Source organism: Coriobacteriaceae bacterium (assembly GCA_025993015.1).
In the GTDB taxonomy this organism is placed as follows: domain Bacteria; phylum Actinomycetota; class Coriobacteriia; order Coriobacteriales; family Coriobacteriaceae; genus Collinsella.
The window spans coordinates 1,395,720-1,410,882 of the sequence record DAJPFV010000001.1; the positions used below are offsets into that span (position 1 = coordinate 1,395,720).

12 protein-coding genes are annotated in these 15,163 nt (G+C 60.8%); 9 read left to right on the top strand and 3 right to left on the bottom strand.

The features are described from left to right. Positions 1-306: 306 nt before the first annotated feature. On the top strand, positions 307-3,201 hold the full coding sequence (locus OIL77_05940) for a UvrD-helicase domain-containing protein (protein HJI44942.1): 2,895 nt from the start codon (positions 307-309) through the stop codon (positions 3,199-3,201). Positions 3,202-3,482: 281 nt separating this feature from the next. Here the strand turns inward: OIL77_05940 and OIL77_05945 are convergent, their stop codons facing one another. Both OIL77_05945 and OIL77_05950 read right to left on the bottom strand, forming a co-directional pair. Further along, entirely contained in the window at positions 3,483-4,415 is a 933-nt protein-coding gene (locus tag OIL77_05945) for a class I mannose-6-phosphate isomerase (GenBank protein HJI44943.1), read from the bottom strand. A gap of 74 nt (positions 4,416-4,489) precedes the next feature. Further along, positions 4,490-5,209, bottom strand: coding sequence for a GntR family transcriptional regulator (locus OIL77_05950; protein HJI44944.1), 720 nt, complete (start codon positions 5,207-5,209; stop codon positions 4,490-4,492). Between the two features lie 304 nt (positions 5,210-5,513). Between OIL77_05950 and OIL77_05955 the strand changes: the two genes are divergently transcribed. The 7 genes from OIL77_05955 to nhaA all read left to right on the top strand — a co-directional run bounded on the left by OIL77_05955 (position 5,514) and on the right by nhaA (position 13,076). Then, positions 5,514-6,914 carry a glycoside hydrolase family 1 protein gene (locus OIL77_05955; GenBank protein ID HJI44945.1) on the top strand — a complete coding sequence of 467 codons (1,401 nt, stop codon included), beginning with the start codon at positions 5,514-5,516 and terminating at the stop codon, positions 6,912-6,914. 120 nt (positions 6,915-7,034) lie between these two features. Next, entirely contained in the window at positions 7,035-8,378 is a 1,344-nt protein-coding gene (locus OIL77_05960; protein ID HJI44946.1) for a PTS transporter subunit EIIC, read from the top strand. A 161-nt stretch (positions 8,379-8,539) separates the two neighbouring features. Further along, positions 8,540-8,842 (top strand): PTS sugar transporter subunit IIB, encoded by a 303-nt coding sequence (locus OIL77_05965; GenBank protein ID HJI44947.1) that lies wholly within the window; start codon positions 8,540-8,542, stop codon positions 8,840-8,842. Positions 8,843-8,851: 9 nt separating this feature from the next. Continuing rightward, positions 8,852-9,184, top strand: a complete 333-nt coding sequence (locus tag OIL77_05970; GenBank protein HJI44948.1) for a PTS lactose/cellobiose transporter subunit IIA — start codon at positions 8,852-8,854, stop codon at positions 9,182-9,184. A 241-nt stretch (positions 9,185-9,425) separates the two neighbouring features. Further along, positions 9,426-10,379: an ROK family protein gene (locus OIL77_05975; GenBank protein ID HJI44949.1), complete on the top strand. Its 954-nt coding sequence runs from the start codon at positions 9,426-9,428 to the stop codon at positions 10,377-10,379. A 147-nt stretch (positions 10,380-10,526) separates the two neighbouring features. Further along, positions 10,527-11,450 (top strand): manganese-dependent inorganic pyrophosphatase, encoded by a 924-nt coding sequence (locus tag OIL77_05980; protein ID HJI44950.1) that lies wholly within the window; start codon positions 10,527-10,529, stop codon positions 11,448-11,450. A 267-nt stretch (positions 11,451-11,717) separates the two neighbouring features. Next, the gene (gene nhaA / locus OIL77_05985) at positions 11,718-13,076 is read left to right on the top strand and encodes a Na+/H+ antiporter NhaA (GenBank protein ID HJI44951.1); all 1,359 of its coding nucleotides are present in this window, start codon (positions 11,718-11,720) and stop codon (positions 13,074-13,076) included. A 373-nt stretch (positions 13,077-13,449) separates the two neighbouring features. Here the strand turns inward: nhaA and OIL77_05990 are convergent, their stop codons facing one another. Next, the gene (locus tag OIL77_05990; GenBank protein ID HJI44952.1) at positions 13,450-13,704 is read right to left on the bottom strand and encodes a hypothetical protein; all 255 of its coding nucleotides are present in this window, start codon (positions 13,702-13,704) and stop codon (positions 13,450-13,452) included. 150 nt (positions 13,705-13,854) lie between these two features. Here OIL77_05990 and OIL77_05995 point away from each other — a divergent pair, with 150 nt between their 5' ends. Further along, complete coding sequence (locus tag OIL77_05995; protein HJI44953.1) at positions 13,855-15,159, top strand: aminotransferase class I/II-fold pyridoxal phosphate-dependent enzyme; 1,305 nt, start codon at positions 13,855-13,857, stop codon at positions 15,157-15,159. Positions 15,160-15,163: the final 4 nt, after the last annotated feature.

Genomic DNA, 15,163 nt, shown 5'->3' on the forward strand with positions numbered 1-15,163 from the left:
GGCGACATGGCCAAAAGGTCTATGCCGCCCTCTTTTCATGCCAATTTGTTCGTTCTGGCCGCCGCCCGCTACCGTTGCCATGGCATTGGTGGCTCCCCGATTGGTGCAATGGGGTCAGGTTACTTTGCAGCAACATGGTGCAGGCTAACCTGACCCCATTGCACCAAATCCGCTGGGGCGGGCCTGACAGTGGCGCACGGAGTCGTGGTGTGATTTGCGTCGGTGTCCGCGCGGCTCGGTATACTGGTACGGCTCAAACTATGGCGCTGCCCGCAGGCGCGCCGTCCGTCAGATGAGGAGTCGCCCATGACCCAGCCCCTGCCCTGGGAAAAGAACGCCGCGGTACCCGTGCCGCCCGCGCCGGAACCCGTGCCGCTCGATGCATACACCGCCCCTGCAGCGCCGGAGCCCGAGCTCGTCCCGCTCGACATCTACGACGCTCCCGCGCCGGCGCCCAAGCCCGCCAAGCCGCTCGTCGACATTGACAGCCTTAATCCCGCCCAGCGCGAGGCGGTCCTGTCCACCGAGGGTCCGTTGCTGGTGCTCGCCGGCGCCGGCTCGGGCAAGACCCGCGTCTTGACCTTCCGCATCGCACATATGCTCGGCGACCTGGGTGTTAAGCCTTGGCAGGTTCTTGCCATCACGTTTACCAACAAGGCCGCGGCCGAGATGCGCGAGCGTCTGGCGGCGCTCATTCCCAGCGGCACCCGCGGCATGTGGGTGTGCACCTTCCATGCCATGTGCGTGCGCATGCTGCGTGAGGACGCCGACTTGCTGGGCTATACCGGTCAGTTCACCATCTACGATGATGATGACTCAAAGCGCATGGTGCGTGACATTATGCAGGCGCTCGGCATCGAGCAAAAGCAGTTCCCCATCAACATGATCCGCAGCAAGATCAGCTCGGCCAAAAACGCCATGATCGGCCCCGAGGACATGCTCAAGTCCGCCGATAGCCCCAACGATAAAAAGGCCGCACAGGTCTACTTGGAGCTGGAGCGCCGCCTGCGCGCTGCCAATGCGATGGACTTTGACGACCTGCTCGTGCGCGCGCTCGAGCTGCTGCGCACCCGCCCCGAGGTGCTCGACAAGTACCAGGAGCGCTTCCGCTACATTAGCGTCGACGAGTATCAGGACACCAACCACGTCCAGTACGAAATCGCTAACCTGCTGGCCGCCAAGTACCAAAACCTCATGGTCGTAGGCGACGATGACCAGTCCATTTATAGCTGGCGCGGCGCCGACATCACCAACATTCTGGACTTTGAGAAGGACTTTAAAAACTGCAAGACGGTCAAGCTCGAACAGAACTACCGCTCTACGGGCCACATCCTGAGCGCCGCCAACGCCGTGGTGCGCCACAACTCTCAGCGCAAGGACAAGCGCCTGTTTACGGCCGAGGGCGATGGCGAGAAGATCCAGGCCTTCCAGGCAAGCGATGAGCGCGACGAGGGCCGCTGGATTGCCGGCGAGATCGAGAAGCTGCACTCCAAGGGCACGAGTTACGATGACATCGCCGTGTTCTACCGCACCAACGCTCAGTCGCGTATTCTCGAAGATATGTTCCTGCGCGCAGGCGTGCCCTACAAGATCGTGGGTGGCACGCGATTCTTCGACCGTGCCGAGATTCGTGACGTCATGGCCTACCTTAAGATGATCGTGAACCCGGCCGACGAGATGAGCGTCAAGCGCGTCATCAACACACCTCGCCGCGGCATCGGCTCCACCTCGATCCAAAAAATCGAGCAGCTGGCGCGCGACAACCGTTGCTCGTTCTTCCAGGCTTGCGAGATCGCGTGCGCCGAAACCGGCATGTTTAGCGCCAAGGTGCGCAACGGCCTGTCGAGCTTTGTGTCGCTGGTGCGCGAGGGCCGCCGCATGGACGGCGAGCTCAAGGACGTCGTCGAGATGATTGTCGATAAGACGGGCTTGCTGCAGGCATTTCGCGCCGAGGGCACCATGGAGTCCGAGAGCCGCGCCGAGAACATCCAGGAATTCCTGGGCGTCGCTGCCGAATTTGAGGAGACGCACGAGGACATCGAGGGTACGCTCGAGAGCTTGGAAGAGCTGCGCGCAGCCGGTGTTGCCGATGTGCCTGCCGAGCCCGAGTCCGTCGTGGTGAGTGCGCCCGCGCCCGAGCCGGGGCCGTCCGCCCCGGCATCCTCGTTTGAGGCGCTTGTCGGCGCCCGTGACGCCGCGGGCGCCAATCCGCTCGATAGCCTGGCCGCCCCGGCGCTCTCGCCGCAGGATGCCCTGGCCGCCGCCATCGCGGGCAACGCGTATGCCGCGCCGACGGAGATACCGGCGGGTGCCGTGCATGCCGACGAGATCGAGCGCACCTACGGTCCGCTCACCTGTAAGGCGCTGCCGGCACTCATGGAGTGGCTGGCCCTGCGCTCCGACTTGGATTCCCTGGCCGGCGAGACGCATGCCATCACAATGATGACCATCCACTCCGCCAAGGGCCTGGAGTTCCCGGCGGTGTTCGTGGCCGGCATGGAGGAGGGTATCTTCCCGCACGTGCACGACTTTGGCGGCAGCGATGACCCGGGTAAGCTCGAGGAGGAGCGTCGCCTGGCCTACGTCGCCATCACGCGCGCCCGTAAGCGCCTGTTCTTGACCTATGCGGCCACGCGTCGCACCTACGGCTCGACCTCTGCCAACCCGCGCTCGCGCTTCCTCAACGAGATTCCGTTTGAGGATATCGAGTTTAGCGGTATCGGTTCTGCCGGTTTTGAGGGAACGGGCTGGGAGAAGCGCGGCGACCGTCGCGGCACCTTTGGCTCGGGCATGGGCTCGGATATGTATGGCGGCAAGGTGTTTGGTTCGCATACGCGCTCGACCGGCGGTTCCGGTTCGCGCGGCGGATCGAGCTTTGACGATTTCTTTGGCGGTAGCAGCCGCGGGACCGAGCGCCATCGTGGGGTCTCGCCCGATGCCGGCCGTGTTGCCTCGACCTTTGGTTCGGGTGCGCCGCGAGCAAAAAAGCCGTCGTCCAAGGTGTCTCCGACGGTGGAGCGCAAGGTCGATCGTGCCAGCGCGTCGCAGGACTTTGCCGCAGGCGATACCGTGAGCCACAAGACCTTTGGCACGGGTACCGTGATCTCGGTCGCTGGAGACATGATCGAGGTTCAATTCGAAAAGACCGGCCAGACCAAAAAGCTAATGAAGGGCTTTGCTCCGATCGTCAAGCTGTCGTGATCCTGGCGGACCTGGGCGGGCGTATAGGGCAACATCGCCTGCTCGGGCAGTCCTGCGCAAGACGGAGAGCACATTAAGTGCTCTCCTTTGCGTGCGGAACTCGCGATCGATGTTGCCCTATACGCCCGCCCAGGTCCTTGGGTAACGGTGCTTGCGAACGTCGCTCTGCTCGTTCGCTTTTTGATCTGGAGAGCCGGGTGGGCTGATAAATAGATATGGCAAGGGGCTCTCCCGCACATGGACGGGAGAGCCCCTTGTTGCGTTTGGGTTGTTGGTGCGACCTACAGGTGGCTGATGATCAGTTCCATCTTGCCTTCGAGGTCGATGGAGCTGACGGTGCTCGGGGCCAGCAGGTGGCTTCCCTTGTGGACGGGGTCGCCGCAGACGGTGCCTTCGCCGTCGATGACCGACAGACACATGAAGGGCCAGCGCTGGTCGAGGGTCTTGCTGCCGTCGACACGCACGCGATCGACGGTGTAGCAGGAGTTAGACTCGAGCTCGGTCACGCCATCGACCTCGGGTGCGGTTACCGTGCCGTCGGTCGGAGCCTGAGCATCAAAGTTGATGCAATCGAGGCTCTGCTCAATGTGCAGTGGGCGCAGCTTGCCGTCGGTGCCGGGGCGGTCGTAGTCGTACAGACGATACGTCACGTCGCTCGACTGCTGCGTCTCCAAAATGAGCGTGCCGGTCTTGATGGCATGCACGGTACCGGAATCAATCTGGAAAAAGTCGCCCTTGTGGATCGGCAGCACGTTGAGCATGTCGTCCCAACGGCCTTCCTCGATCATCTGTGCGGCCTCGACGCGGTCCTTGGCGCGCTGGCCGACAATGATCGTGGCACCGGGCTCGCAGTCCAGCACATACCAGCACTCGGTTTTGCCCAAGCTGCCGTTCTCGTGCTTGGCGGCGTACTCGTCGTTGGGGTGAATCTGGATCGAAAGGTCGTCCTTGGCGTCCAGAATCTTGATGAGCAGCGGGAACTCCTTGCCTTCACAGTTGCCAAAGAGCTCGCGGTGCTCGGCCCACAGCCACGACAGCGTGTGGCCGGCGTACGGGCCCTCAGCGATCTGGCAGTCGCCGTTGGGGTGGGCCGAGATGGCCCAGCACTCACCGATGGGACCATCGGGAATGTCGTAACCAAATACGGTTTCGAGCTGGCGGCCGCCCCAGATCTTCTCGTGAAAGATCGGCGTCAGCTTAATCAAATCGGACATGTTTATACCCCCATTGTGTTGTGCGGGCGCTGCACAAAACAGCTCAAAGCGAGCGCCCGGATGACTACAAAAACCTATGCCAACGTTACGTTGTGCAACTCAAAGCGGTCGCCAACGTTGCGCGAGACCGAATACTCAAAGGCGGCGCCGCTGTCCAAAAAGCCAATCTGGGTGAGCTCGAGCAGGGGAGAGCCAGGTTTGGTGTCCAGGCGATTGGCTTCTTCCTCGGTTGCTGCCACGGCGCGAATGGTACGGTGGAAGCTCGAAATTTTCAGCCCGCATTGCTCGCGGATGAAATGGTAGACCGATCCGTACAGGTCCTTCTTTTTAAGGCCTGGAATCAGCTCGAGGGGCATGTAGGTGTACTCGATAACGATGGGCTTCTCATCGGCCTGACGCACGCGCACGATGTGATAGGCAAAGTCATCCTCGGCAATTCCCAGCTGGGCTGCGATGTCCGCTGGTGGATTAACAATCGAGAAATCGTAGACCACCGAGGTCACCTTCTCCCCGCGGTGCTCATACGAAAAACCCTGGGCACGGTCGTTTTTGCCCTGGAAAAACGCCTGGCCGGGAAGTCCCGCCGTGTCCTTAACGTAGGTACCCGATCCACGACGGCTGGTAATAAGACCTTCCTCGGTGATTTGCTCGATAGCTCGTTTGACGGTGATTTTGGAAACGCTATAGAGCTCGCAGAACTCAACGACGGTGGGAAGCTTGTCGCCCGGTTTAAGAGCACCATCCTCGATACTTCGACGAATATCTGCAGCTATTGCCTCGTATTTGGGAATCAAGGAACCTCCTTTCCGACATATATGAATACAAAAAGTAAGTATAACCCTCAACAGGGCATCCATATTACTTTTATCTAAGAAGTTCGAGAAAGAAAAAAGAAAAAGACGCTTTACTTTTAAAATTAGAGCGCTATAGTTTAAGCAACGAACGGAATCCTTCCGCACAACAGGATCGACCGTTTGGGGACGGTTTTGTTTTGGCGGGTTGGATATCGGTATGGCCGGTGCGCGCCCGCGCTGGATAACCTGCCAAAGCAAACCCGTCTCCAACCGGAAGCTCTAGAACACGAAAGCGAGGACTTTGATGGCACGGTATCAGCTGCCCAACGACTTCTTCTTTGGCGCTGCTATGTCCGGCCCGCAGACTGAGGGTCAGTGGAACCAGGGCGGCAAGCTCGAGAACCTGTGGGACACCTGGTCCATCCAGGATCTGGGTTCGTTCTACAACCGCGTTGGCTCTTACGCCGGCAATGACTTTATGGCCAAGTACCAGGAAGACCTTCGCATTTTGAAGGACTTGGGTCTGGATACCTATCGCACTTCCATCCAGTGGAGCCGTCTGCTCGATGCCGACGGCAACCTCAACGAGGAAGGTGCCGCGTGGTATCACGAGTTGTTCCGCGCCTCTCGCGAAGCCGGCTTGGAGCCGTTTGTCAACTTGTACCACTTTGACATGCCCACCTACCTCTTTAACCGTGGCGGCTGGGAGAGCCGTGAGGTTGTCGAGGCTTACGCACATTACGCCGACGTCGCCTTCCACGAGTTTGGCCAGGAGATTAAGTACTGGTTCACCTTTAACGAGCCCATCGTCGAGCCCGAGCAGCGCTATCAGGAGGGCGTGTGGTTCCCGCAGCTCCACGACTTCAACCGCGCCCGCACCGTGCAGTATCACATCTCGCTGGCGCACGCGCTGGCCGTGGCCAACTATCGTCGCGCCTATGACGAGGGCGCTATTCGCGCCGATGCCAAGATCGGCATGATCAACTGCTTTACCCCGGTCTACACCAAGGAGAACCCCAGCGAGGCGGACCTCGAGGCCGTGCGCATGACCAGCGGCATCAACAACCGCTGGTGGCTCGACCTCATCACCAAGGGCGAGCTTCCTGCCGACGTGCTCGACAGCCTGGCCGAGGGCGGCGTTAAGCTCCCGTTCCGCGCCGGCGACCAAGAGATCCTCAAGCAGGGTGTTGTCGACTGGCTCGGCTGCAACTACTACCACCCCACGCGTGTTCAGGCGCCGGCGAGCAAGGTCGACCAGTACGGCCTGCCGCACTTTGCCGACGAGTACGTATGGCCCGACGCCGTTATGAACGAGAGCCGCGGCTGGGAGATCTACCCGCAGGGCCTCTACGACTTTGGCATGGACTGCGCTAAGAACTACCCCGATCTTGAGTGGTTCGTTTCCGAGAACGGCATCGGCATCATGGACGAATACAAGAACCGTGACGCCGAAGGAACCATCCAGGATGACTACCGCGTCGACTTTGTACGTCAGCACCTGGAGTGGGTGGCCAAGGCCATCGACGAGGGCGCCAAGTGCCGGGGCTATCACTACTGGGCCGTCATCGATAACTGGTCTTGGGCCAATGCCTTTAAGAATCGCTATGGCTTTGTCGAGGTCGATCTGATGGATGGCTATAAGCGCCGTCTTAAGAAGTCGGCGGCCTGGCTCAAACAGGTCGCCACGACCCACGTGGTTGATTAGCGACCGGACGAACGTCCAGACCGCGCGCCGCCGCGCGCAACACATGGCACATCTGGTGGCAGAGGGCGACAGACCACCGTGCGCATAGGAAAAGGCCGGATTTGAAAGTTAGGAGCAATCATGGCCAGTGACAACGGAAAGAGCTTCCTCGACAAGTTTGCCGAGGTCTCTGCGAAGGTGGGAAACCAGGTTCACCTGCGTTCCCTGCGTGACGCCTTCGCGACCATCACGCCGCTCTATATCCTTGCGGGTATCGCGGTTCTTATTAACAACGTCGTGTTCCCTCTGTTCCCGCTCGATGCGGCGGGCCTTGCCAACCTTCAGACGTGGGGTTCGGCGATTACGCTGGGCACCCTCAACGTCTCTGCCATTATCTTGGCCGGATTGATTGGCTACAGCCTCGCTAAGAACAAGCGCTTCGATAACCCGCTCGCTTGCGTGGTCGTCGCCATCTCTGCCTTCGTCATCATGATGCCGCAGCAGATCACCGCCTCGCTTGCCGCCACGAGCCCACTGCTCACCGACAAGATCACCTCCGCCGAGGTCACGGGCGCCCTTTCGACTGCCAACACCGGCACCAACGGTCTGTTCTCGGCTATTATCATCGCCCTGCTTTCCGTCTCGCTCTTCATCAAGATTTCTGGCGTCGAGAAGCTCAAGGTTAAGCTGGGCGAGGGCGTGCCTCCCGCGGTCTCCAACTCCTTCAACGTCATGATTCCGATGCTGCTTAACCTCGCGGTCTTCGCTCTTGCCGCAGCCCTGCTCGCCGTGGGCGCCGGCACCGATCTGTGCACCATCATCTCCACGTGCATCTCCAACCCGCTCAAGAGCATCATGAACGCTGGTCCGTGGGCTGTTATCCTCATCTACACCCTTGCTAACCTGCTGTTCTGCGTCGGTATTCACCAGTCCACCATCTCTGGCGCTACCGTCGAGCCGATCCTGACCATGCTCATCGTCGACAACATGGCTACCTTTGCCGCCGGTGGCACCATCCAGCCCGATCACTACATGAACATGCAGATCGTTAACAGCTTCGCCCTCATCGGCGGCTCGGGCTGCACCCTCATGCTCCTGCTCGACACGCTCCTGTTCTCCAAGAACAAGGCTTCCGAGACCGTTTCCAAGATGGCTATCCTGCCTGGTCTGTTCAACATCAACGAGCCGGTTATCTACGGTTACCCCATCGTGTACAACCTGCCGCTCATGATCCCGTTCGTTCTTCTTCCCGATCTGTTCATCGGCATCACCTATGGCCTTACCTGCGCAGGCATCATCAGCCCCTGCATCGCCCAGGTGCCCTGGACCATGCCTCCCGTCATCAATGCCCTGCTCGCTACGGGCTTTGACTGGCGCGCCGGCGTGTGGCAGGCTATCGAGATTGTCATTGGCATGGCCGTCTACCTGCCCTTTATGAAGATTTCCGAGAAGGCAATCGCCAAGCAGGAGGCTCTCGCCGAGTAGAACGCCTAACGTTCGTCCCTTTCACCTTTGCGGGCGCCGGTACGCGGTGCCGGTGCCCGCAGCTCTCTCCCTTGTGTAAAGATGCAGGGGGGTGGGCACAATAGCCGCAAGGAATAAAACCAGTTGTCGTCTGCGCGCCGCGCAGTTATAAGGAGGAAACCATGAAGAAGATCATGCTCTGCTGCAATGCCGGTATGTCCACGAGCCTGCTGGTCCAGAAGATGCAGGCCGAGGTTGCAAACCGTGGTCTGGATATTGAGGTCGAGGCTCGTCCCATGAACGAGGCCCACGATCACCTGGACGAGTGCGACATGTTGCTGCTTGGTCCGCAGATCGGCTACACCAAGGGCGATTTTGAGAAGGAGGCCGCCGGCCGCTTCCCGGTCGAGGTTATCAACATGGTCGACTACGGCCGCATGAACGCTGCCGGCATCATCGACCACTGCGTCAGCGTGATGGGCTAGGTGCTCTGCATGGAGGATATGAACGAACTGCAGATGACCTGCTTTGAGATCATCAGCTACGTCGGTACCGCCAAGAGCATGTACATCAATGCCGTGCAAAAGGCCAAGGAGGGCGATTTTGACGCCGCCGAGGAGCTTATCAAGCAGGGCGACGAGGCCTATAACGGTGGCCACGATGTTCACATGGGGCTTCTGAAGAAGGAGGCCAACGGCGAACATAACGGCGAGGCCCCGTTGATTTTGCTGCATGCCGAGGACCAGATGGCCGGCACCGAGACCATGCGCGTCATGGCGACGGAGCTCATCGAGGTTCACAAGCAGCTGCAGGCACTTCAGGCCTAGTCGGCGTTATCGCCGCGACGGACCGTGCGGTCCAACAGACAACATAGTCCCTTTGACGGGCGCCGGGAGCCTCCGCCTCCCGGCGCCTTTATTTTTGGGGATGGTCTTGCGCGGCCTGTTGGGCAGCCAATTGCGTTACCCCAGATAAAACCTGCCAAAACAAACCTGTCCCTTTTTGGTAGGTTTTTGCCTTGAGAGCGGTACCATACAGGCAATGTTTAAACGAGAAAGGTGGGCTCCCATGGAACCTAAGCAGTACTACATCGGCATCGACGTCGGCGGCACTTCGGTTAAGGAGGGCCTGTTCGACGAGGACGGCAACCTGCTTGCCAAGGCCAGCGTGCCCACGCCTCCTATCGTTGACGCCGCGGGCTTTGCCGCGGTGACCGAGGCTATCGACCAGGTGGTCGCCAAGGCACAGATTCCGCGTGCCTTTGTGGCGGGCATTGGCCTGGCCGTTCCGTGTCCCATCCCGGTGTCGGGCGATGCCAAGGTCAAGGCCAACATTGCCATTAACCTGCCCGAGCTGAGGGTCGCCATTCAGAAGCACTGCCCCGATGCGGTCGTTAAGTATGAGAACGATGCCAACGCCGCTGCCATGGGCGAGGCCTGGCTCGGTTCTGCCAAGGGCGTGCAGAACGTGGTGATGGTCACCATCGGTACCGGCGTGGGCGGCGGCGTTATCGTTAACGGCGACGTGGTATCGGGCGTTGTGGGCGCCGGCGGCGAGATTGGCCACATGTGCCTGAACCCGGCCGAGGAGCGCACCTGCGGCTGTGGCGGCCATGGCCACCTAGAGCAGTATTCCAGTGCCACCGGCGTGGTGAGCAATTACCTGGCCGAGTGCAAGAAGGCGGGCGTCGACCCCATCGAGCTCACCGGCCCCTCCGATTCCAAGGACGTGTTCCAGGCCTGCCGCGAGGGCGACAAGCTCGCGCTGGCCGCGGCCGACACCATGGCCGACTATCTCGGTCGTGCTCTGGCACTTATCGCCAACGTGGTCGACCCCGAGATGTTCCTGATCGGTGGCGGCGCCTCCGCCTCGGCCGATGTCTACCTCGACAAGGCTCGCGAGTACTTCCAGCGCTACGCGCTCTCTGCCTCGCGCGAGACGCCCATTAAGGTCGCTTCGCTCGGAAACGACGCCGGCATCATCGGTGCCGCCTACGTAGCCCTGCGCGCCGCCGGTAAATAGTCGGTGCAGGAGGGCGGTGGTACAAGGGGGCAGACTTCGCCCCCAGGCTCGCCCCAAATTGCGCCGCGGCCCTTGCGTCTCATAAGGTTCAGCGCCAGCGTGCTACCATAGCTACGTCCAAGTACACATATCAAGTGGAGGATATCCATGGCAAACGTTCTTGTCTTTGGTCACCAGAACCCCGATAACGACGCCATCATGAGCGCCGTCGTCCTGTCCCAGCTGCTCAACCAGGTTGAGTATGCCGGCAACACCTACGAGGCCTGCGCCCTTGGTCAGCTTCCGGCAGAGTCCGCCAAGCTGCTCGCCGACGCCGGCATCGCCGAGCCTCGCGTGATCGAGTCCGTCGAGGCCGGTCAGCTCGTCGTCCTCACCGACCACAACGAGTCCGCCCAGTCCGTCGCCGGCCTTAAGGACGCCACGGTCTTTGGCGTTGTCGACCATCACCGCATCGGTGACTTCGAGACCGCCGGCCCGCTGCACTACATCTGCCTGCCCTGGGGCTCCAGCTGCACCATCGTCACCAAGCTCGCCGGCGTGCTCGGCGTTGAGCTTTCCGACGTCCAGGCCAAGCTGCTGCTCTCGGCCATGATGACCGACACGCTTATGCTCAAGAGCCCCACCACCACCGATGTCGACCGCGCCGTCGCCGCCAAGCTCGGCGAGCAGGTGGGCGTCGACCCGGTCAAGTTTGGCATGGAGGTCTTCCTCACCCGTCCGTCCGGCTCCTTCACCGCAGCCGAGATGGTCGGCAACGACATCAAGATGTTCGAGCCCGCCGGCAAGAAGCTGCTCATCGGCCAGTACGAGACCGTCGACAAGAGCCGTGCGCTTGGCATGATTGACGAGATTCGCGAGGCCATGCGCGCCTACGCCGCCGAGAAGGGTGCCGACGGCATTGTTCTGTGCATCACCGACATTATGGAGGAGGGCTCGCAGGTCCTGCTCGAGGGCGAGACCGAGGCCGCTCAGAAGGGCCTGGGCATTGCCGACGAGCACGACGGCGTCTGGATGCCGGGCGTCCTCTCCCGTAAGAAGCAGGTCGCTGCCCCCATCATGGCCGCCTGCTAGGTTCTTTTGACCAAATGCCACGACCGGATCGCGGACGCCCCGCGCTCCGGTCGTTTTTTGTGCACGGCGCCGCGTCGTCTCTTGGACAGGCGTGCCCGTGCCGTTGAGCAAATAATGTTCAACCTGTGGTTCCGCTTTTCGGCCACGCCTGCGTGCTTGTCGTGCAGGGTAGGCTAGATGCAAGCGTAATACGTTAGAGCGCGGCGCCGCCACTTGGGCGGGCCGTGCTTTTTTAAGACGGGAGCTTTCCCGTGAAAGGAGCCGCCCATGGCAGCAACTGAGCAGCTGTTCAACGTTCGTGAGCGCAAGCGCTTTGAACGTCACGACATTTGGGAACGCATCACCGAGAACGGCACGATTTCCGCCGCCGTCATGGTCTTCGCCGCCATCGCCGCCGTCATTTGCGCCAATACCGATGCCTACGAGGCCGTCCATCACTTTTTGGAGACCCCGCTGTATGTGGGTCTGGGAAACCTTACGGCCGGTCTCACCGTTGAGCTTTTCGTCAACGACTTCCTCATGGCGATTTTCTTTTTGTTGGTGGGCATTGAGCTTAAGTACGAGATGACGGTCGGCGAGCTCAAGAATCCGCGTCAGGCCATGCTTCCCATGCTGGCGGCCGTGGGCGGCGTCGTCGTTCCCGCCTGTATCTACCTGATCTTCAACCATGCCGGCGCCCGCAACGGTTGGGCCATCCCCATGGCAACCGATATTGCCTTTGCGCTGGGCGTGCTATCGCTTTTGGGCAATCGCGTTCCCAACGGCGTGCGCGTGTTCTTCTCGACGCTCGCCATCGCCGACGACCTCATCTCCATCGCCGCCATCGCCATCTTCTACGGTCAGAGCCCCAATCCGTTTTGGTTGGGCGCCGCCGCGCTTGTGACCTGCGCGCTCGTGTGGCTCAACAAGACGCAGCATTACCGCCTTGCCCCGTATTCGGTACTGGGTCTGCTGTTGTGGTTCTGTATGTTCAAGAGCGGCGTGCACGCCACGCTTGCTGGCGTTATCTTGGCCTTTACCATCCCGGCTAAGTGCGGCGTCAAGCTCGATAGCCTCACCGATTGGTTGGGCGAGTGCCTGCCGCTGCTCGATGACCGCTACGACGACGAGGCACACATCCTGGGCCAGCATGACTTTACCGTCTCGACCACCAAGGTCGAGCGCGTCATGCACCGCGTAACCCCGCCGCTTATCCGCATGGAGCGTCTGATCTCCACGCCGGTCAACTTTGTGATTCTGCCGATCTTTGCGTTCGTGAACGCACAGGTTCGCCTGGTGGGCGTGGACATGAGCACACTGCTCACCGACCCGGTGACGCTCGGCGTGTACTTTGGCATGCTGCTGGGCAAGCCGATTGGTATTTTTGGCATGACATTTACCCTGGTCAAGCTCAAGGCTTGCCAGTTGCCGCGCAACGTCAACTGGCACATGATTGCCGGTGTGGGCATTCTGGGCGGCATCGGCTTTACGATGTCGATCCTCATCAGCGGCCTCGCTTTCCCGACGGCCCAGTTCGAGGTCCTGGCTGCCAAGGCCGCTATTCTCGCCGGCTCTGTTACCGCGGCCGTACTTGGCATGATCTACATGAGTGTGATCTGCAAGCACCCCGCGCCCAAGGACGAGTAAGAGCGCGAAAACCGGCTCCAGAACCGATTCGGGCGCGTTCAAAATGCGGATTCGGGTGGTGCTTGCCGCCTGCCAGACACGCCAGTGGTCAAAAAACGCCGTTTGTGAGTACTGTCACAAACGGCGTTTCATTTTAGGTGCGGAAAATAATGAACACAATCATGCTATCTGTATGTTAACGAGTAATCGCTTGACTCCAATTTGGCGATAGCTACTACTCGGAAAGAAAATCCAGGCGAAAAAACGCCGATTTGGGGGCTTAATCGCTGCTACTAAAAAGGTAACAGTACTCATATTTGCCCTTTTTTGGCCACAAGCCCTAAAACAAGCCTCGCCAGGGTCGGGAAACGGGCCAAATCGTCGGCCTCGAGGTTTATTCCACGGTGCCGTAGACGGCGCCCCAGCCGTGGGCGGCCAAGGCGGAGTTGAGCTGGTCGCAAAGTGACTGGCGGTCGTAATAGCCGGGCGGTAGCAGGTTGACGATCTCCATGAGATCGGGCGCCAGGTCCAAGATTTCGGCCTGTACGATCAGATCCAGGCGGTCGATGGCGTGGCGGTCGTAAAACAATCCGTCGACCAGGCGCTGCAGGTCGCCGAATTCCTCGGCCTGGAACGATCCGTACTCCATAGTGCCTCCTTGGGCGCCCCACGCCGGCATGCGCGGCGATTCGTAATTCATTGCGATGGACTTAATCTATCACGGCTTCATAACGTTGCGACGGTGGCGGTCTATACTTAGACGAACTGCAACGTACCGCTTCGCGAAAGGTCGCATCCCATGCAGACGATCTACCAGAAGATGGAAACCACCGAACTCGATGCCGCCATCGAGGCGCTCAAAGCCGAGGTCTCCGAGGTCAAGGCCAAGGGCCTGGCGCTCGATATGGCCCGCGGCAAGCCATCGCCCGCCCAGGTGGACATCTCGCGCCCCATGCTCGATATCCTCAATGCCGATGCCGATCTGCACGACGGCAACGTCGACTGCTCCAACTACGGCTGCTTTGAGGGCATTCCCTCGGCACGCAAGCTGGCGGGGGAGTTCCTGGGTTGCCCTGCCGAGCAGACGCTCGTGCTGGGCTCGTCGAGTTTGCTGATTGAGCACGACATCGCCGGCATGTTCTGGCGCTGTGGCTCGTGCGGCAGCGAGCCCTGGGACGCCTACGAGGCCGCGCACGACGGCAAGAAGGTCAAGTTCCTGTGCCCCGTTCCCGGCTACGATCGCCACTTTGGCATCACCGCCGATCTGGGTATCGAGAATGTCCCCGTTGCGATGACCGACAACGGCCCCGACATGGACGAGGTCGAGCGCCTGGTTGCTGCCGACGACTCCATCAAGGGTATCTGGTGCGTGCCCAAGTATTCCAACCCCACGGGCATCACCTTTAGCGAGGACATCGTGCGCCGCCTAGTCGAGATGCCCACGGCCGCGCCCGATTTCCGCATCTTCTGGGACAACGCCTACTGCGTGCATGACCTGTACGACGAGACCGACGAACTTGCCAACATCTTTGACCTCGCTCGCGCGGCGGGCACCGAGGACCGTGTGGTGGCCTTTGCCTCGACGTCCAAGATCACCTTCCCGGGCGCCGGCATCGGCTTTATCGGTGCGAGCCCCGCGGTTATCGCCGAGTTCTCCAAGCGCCTGAAGGCCGGCCTCATCAGCGCCGACAAGCTCAACCAGCTGCGTCACGTGCGCTTCCTTCCCACCATCGAGGCGGTTAAGGAGCACATGAAAAAGCATGCCGAGTTCCTGCGTCCGCGCTTTGAGGCCGTCGAGCGCAAGCTCACCGAGGGCTTGGGCGACACGGGCTGCGCCACCTGGACGCACCCCCGCGGCGGCTACTTTGTAAGCTTCGATGGTCCCGAGGGCTCGGCCCAAAAGGTCGCCGCGCTTTGCGCCGACCTGGGCGTCAAGCTCACGCCGGCCGGTGCCACCTGGCCCTATGGCAAGGACCCGCGCGACACCAACATCCGCATCGCGCCGAGCTATCCCACGGTCGAGGACCTGGAGGCCGCGCTCGATGTGCTGGTGCTGGCCGTCAAGCTCGTCGCTGCCGAGCTTGCGCGTTCCGAGCGCGCCTAACGCC

Excerpts from the sequence above, each read along its gene's own strand:
- OIL77_05940 (HJI44942.1), top strand. The coding sequence starts at position 307 with ATGACCCAGCCCCTGCCCTGGGAAAAGAACGCCGCGGTACCCGTGCCG.
- OIL77_05945 (HJI44943.1), bottom strand. The coding sequence starts at position 4,415 with ATGTCCGATTTGATTAAGCTGACGCCGATCTTTCACGAGAAGATCTGG.
- OIL77_05955 (HJI44945.1), top strand. The coding sequence starts at position 5,514 with ATGGCACGGTATCAGCTGCCCAACGACTTCTTCTTTGGCGCTGCTATG.
- OIL77_05960 (HJI44946.1), top strand. The coding sequence starts at position 7,035 with ATGGCCAGTGACAACGGAAAGAGCTTCCTCGACAAGTTTGCCGAGGTC.
- OIL77_05965 (HJI44947.1), top strand. The coding sequence starts at position 8,540 with ATGAAGAAGATCATGCTCTGCTGCAATGCCGGTATGTCCACGAGCCTG.
- OIL77_05970 (HJI44948.1), top strand. The coding sequence starts at position 8,852 with ATGGAGGATATGAACGAACTGCAGATGACCTGCTTTGAGATCATCAGC.
- OIL77_05975 (HJI44949.1), top strand. The coding sequence starts at position 9,426 with ATGGAACCTAAGCAGTACTACATCGGCATCGACGTCGGCGGCACTTCG.
- OIL77_05980 (HJI44950.1), top strand. The coding sequence starts at position 10,527 with ATGGCAAACGTTCTTGTCTTTGGTCACCAGAACCCCGATAACGACGCC.
- nhaA (HJI44951.1), top strand. The coding sequence starts at position 11,718 with ATGGCAGCAACTGAGCAGCTGTTCAACGTTCGTGAGCGCAAGCGCTTT.
- OIL77_05990 (HJI44952.1), bottom strand. The coding sequence starts at position 13,704 with ATGGAGTACGGATCGTTCCAGGCCGAGGAATTCGGCGACCTGCAGCGC.
- OIL77_05995 (HJI44953.1), top strand. The coding sequence starts at position 13,855 with ATGCAGACGATCTACCAGAAGATGGAAACCACCGAACTCGATGCCGCC.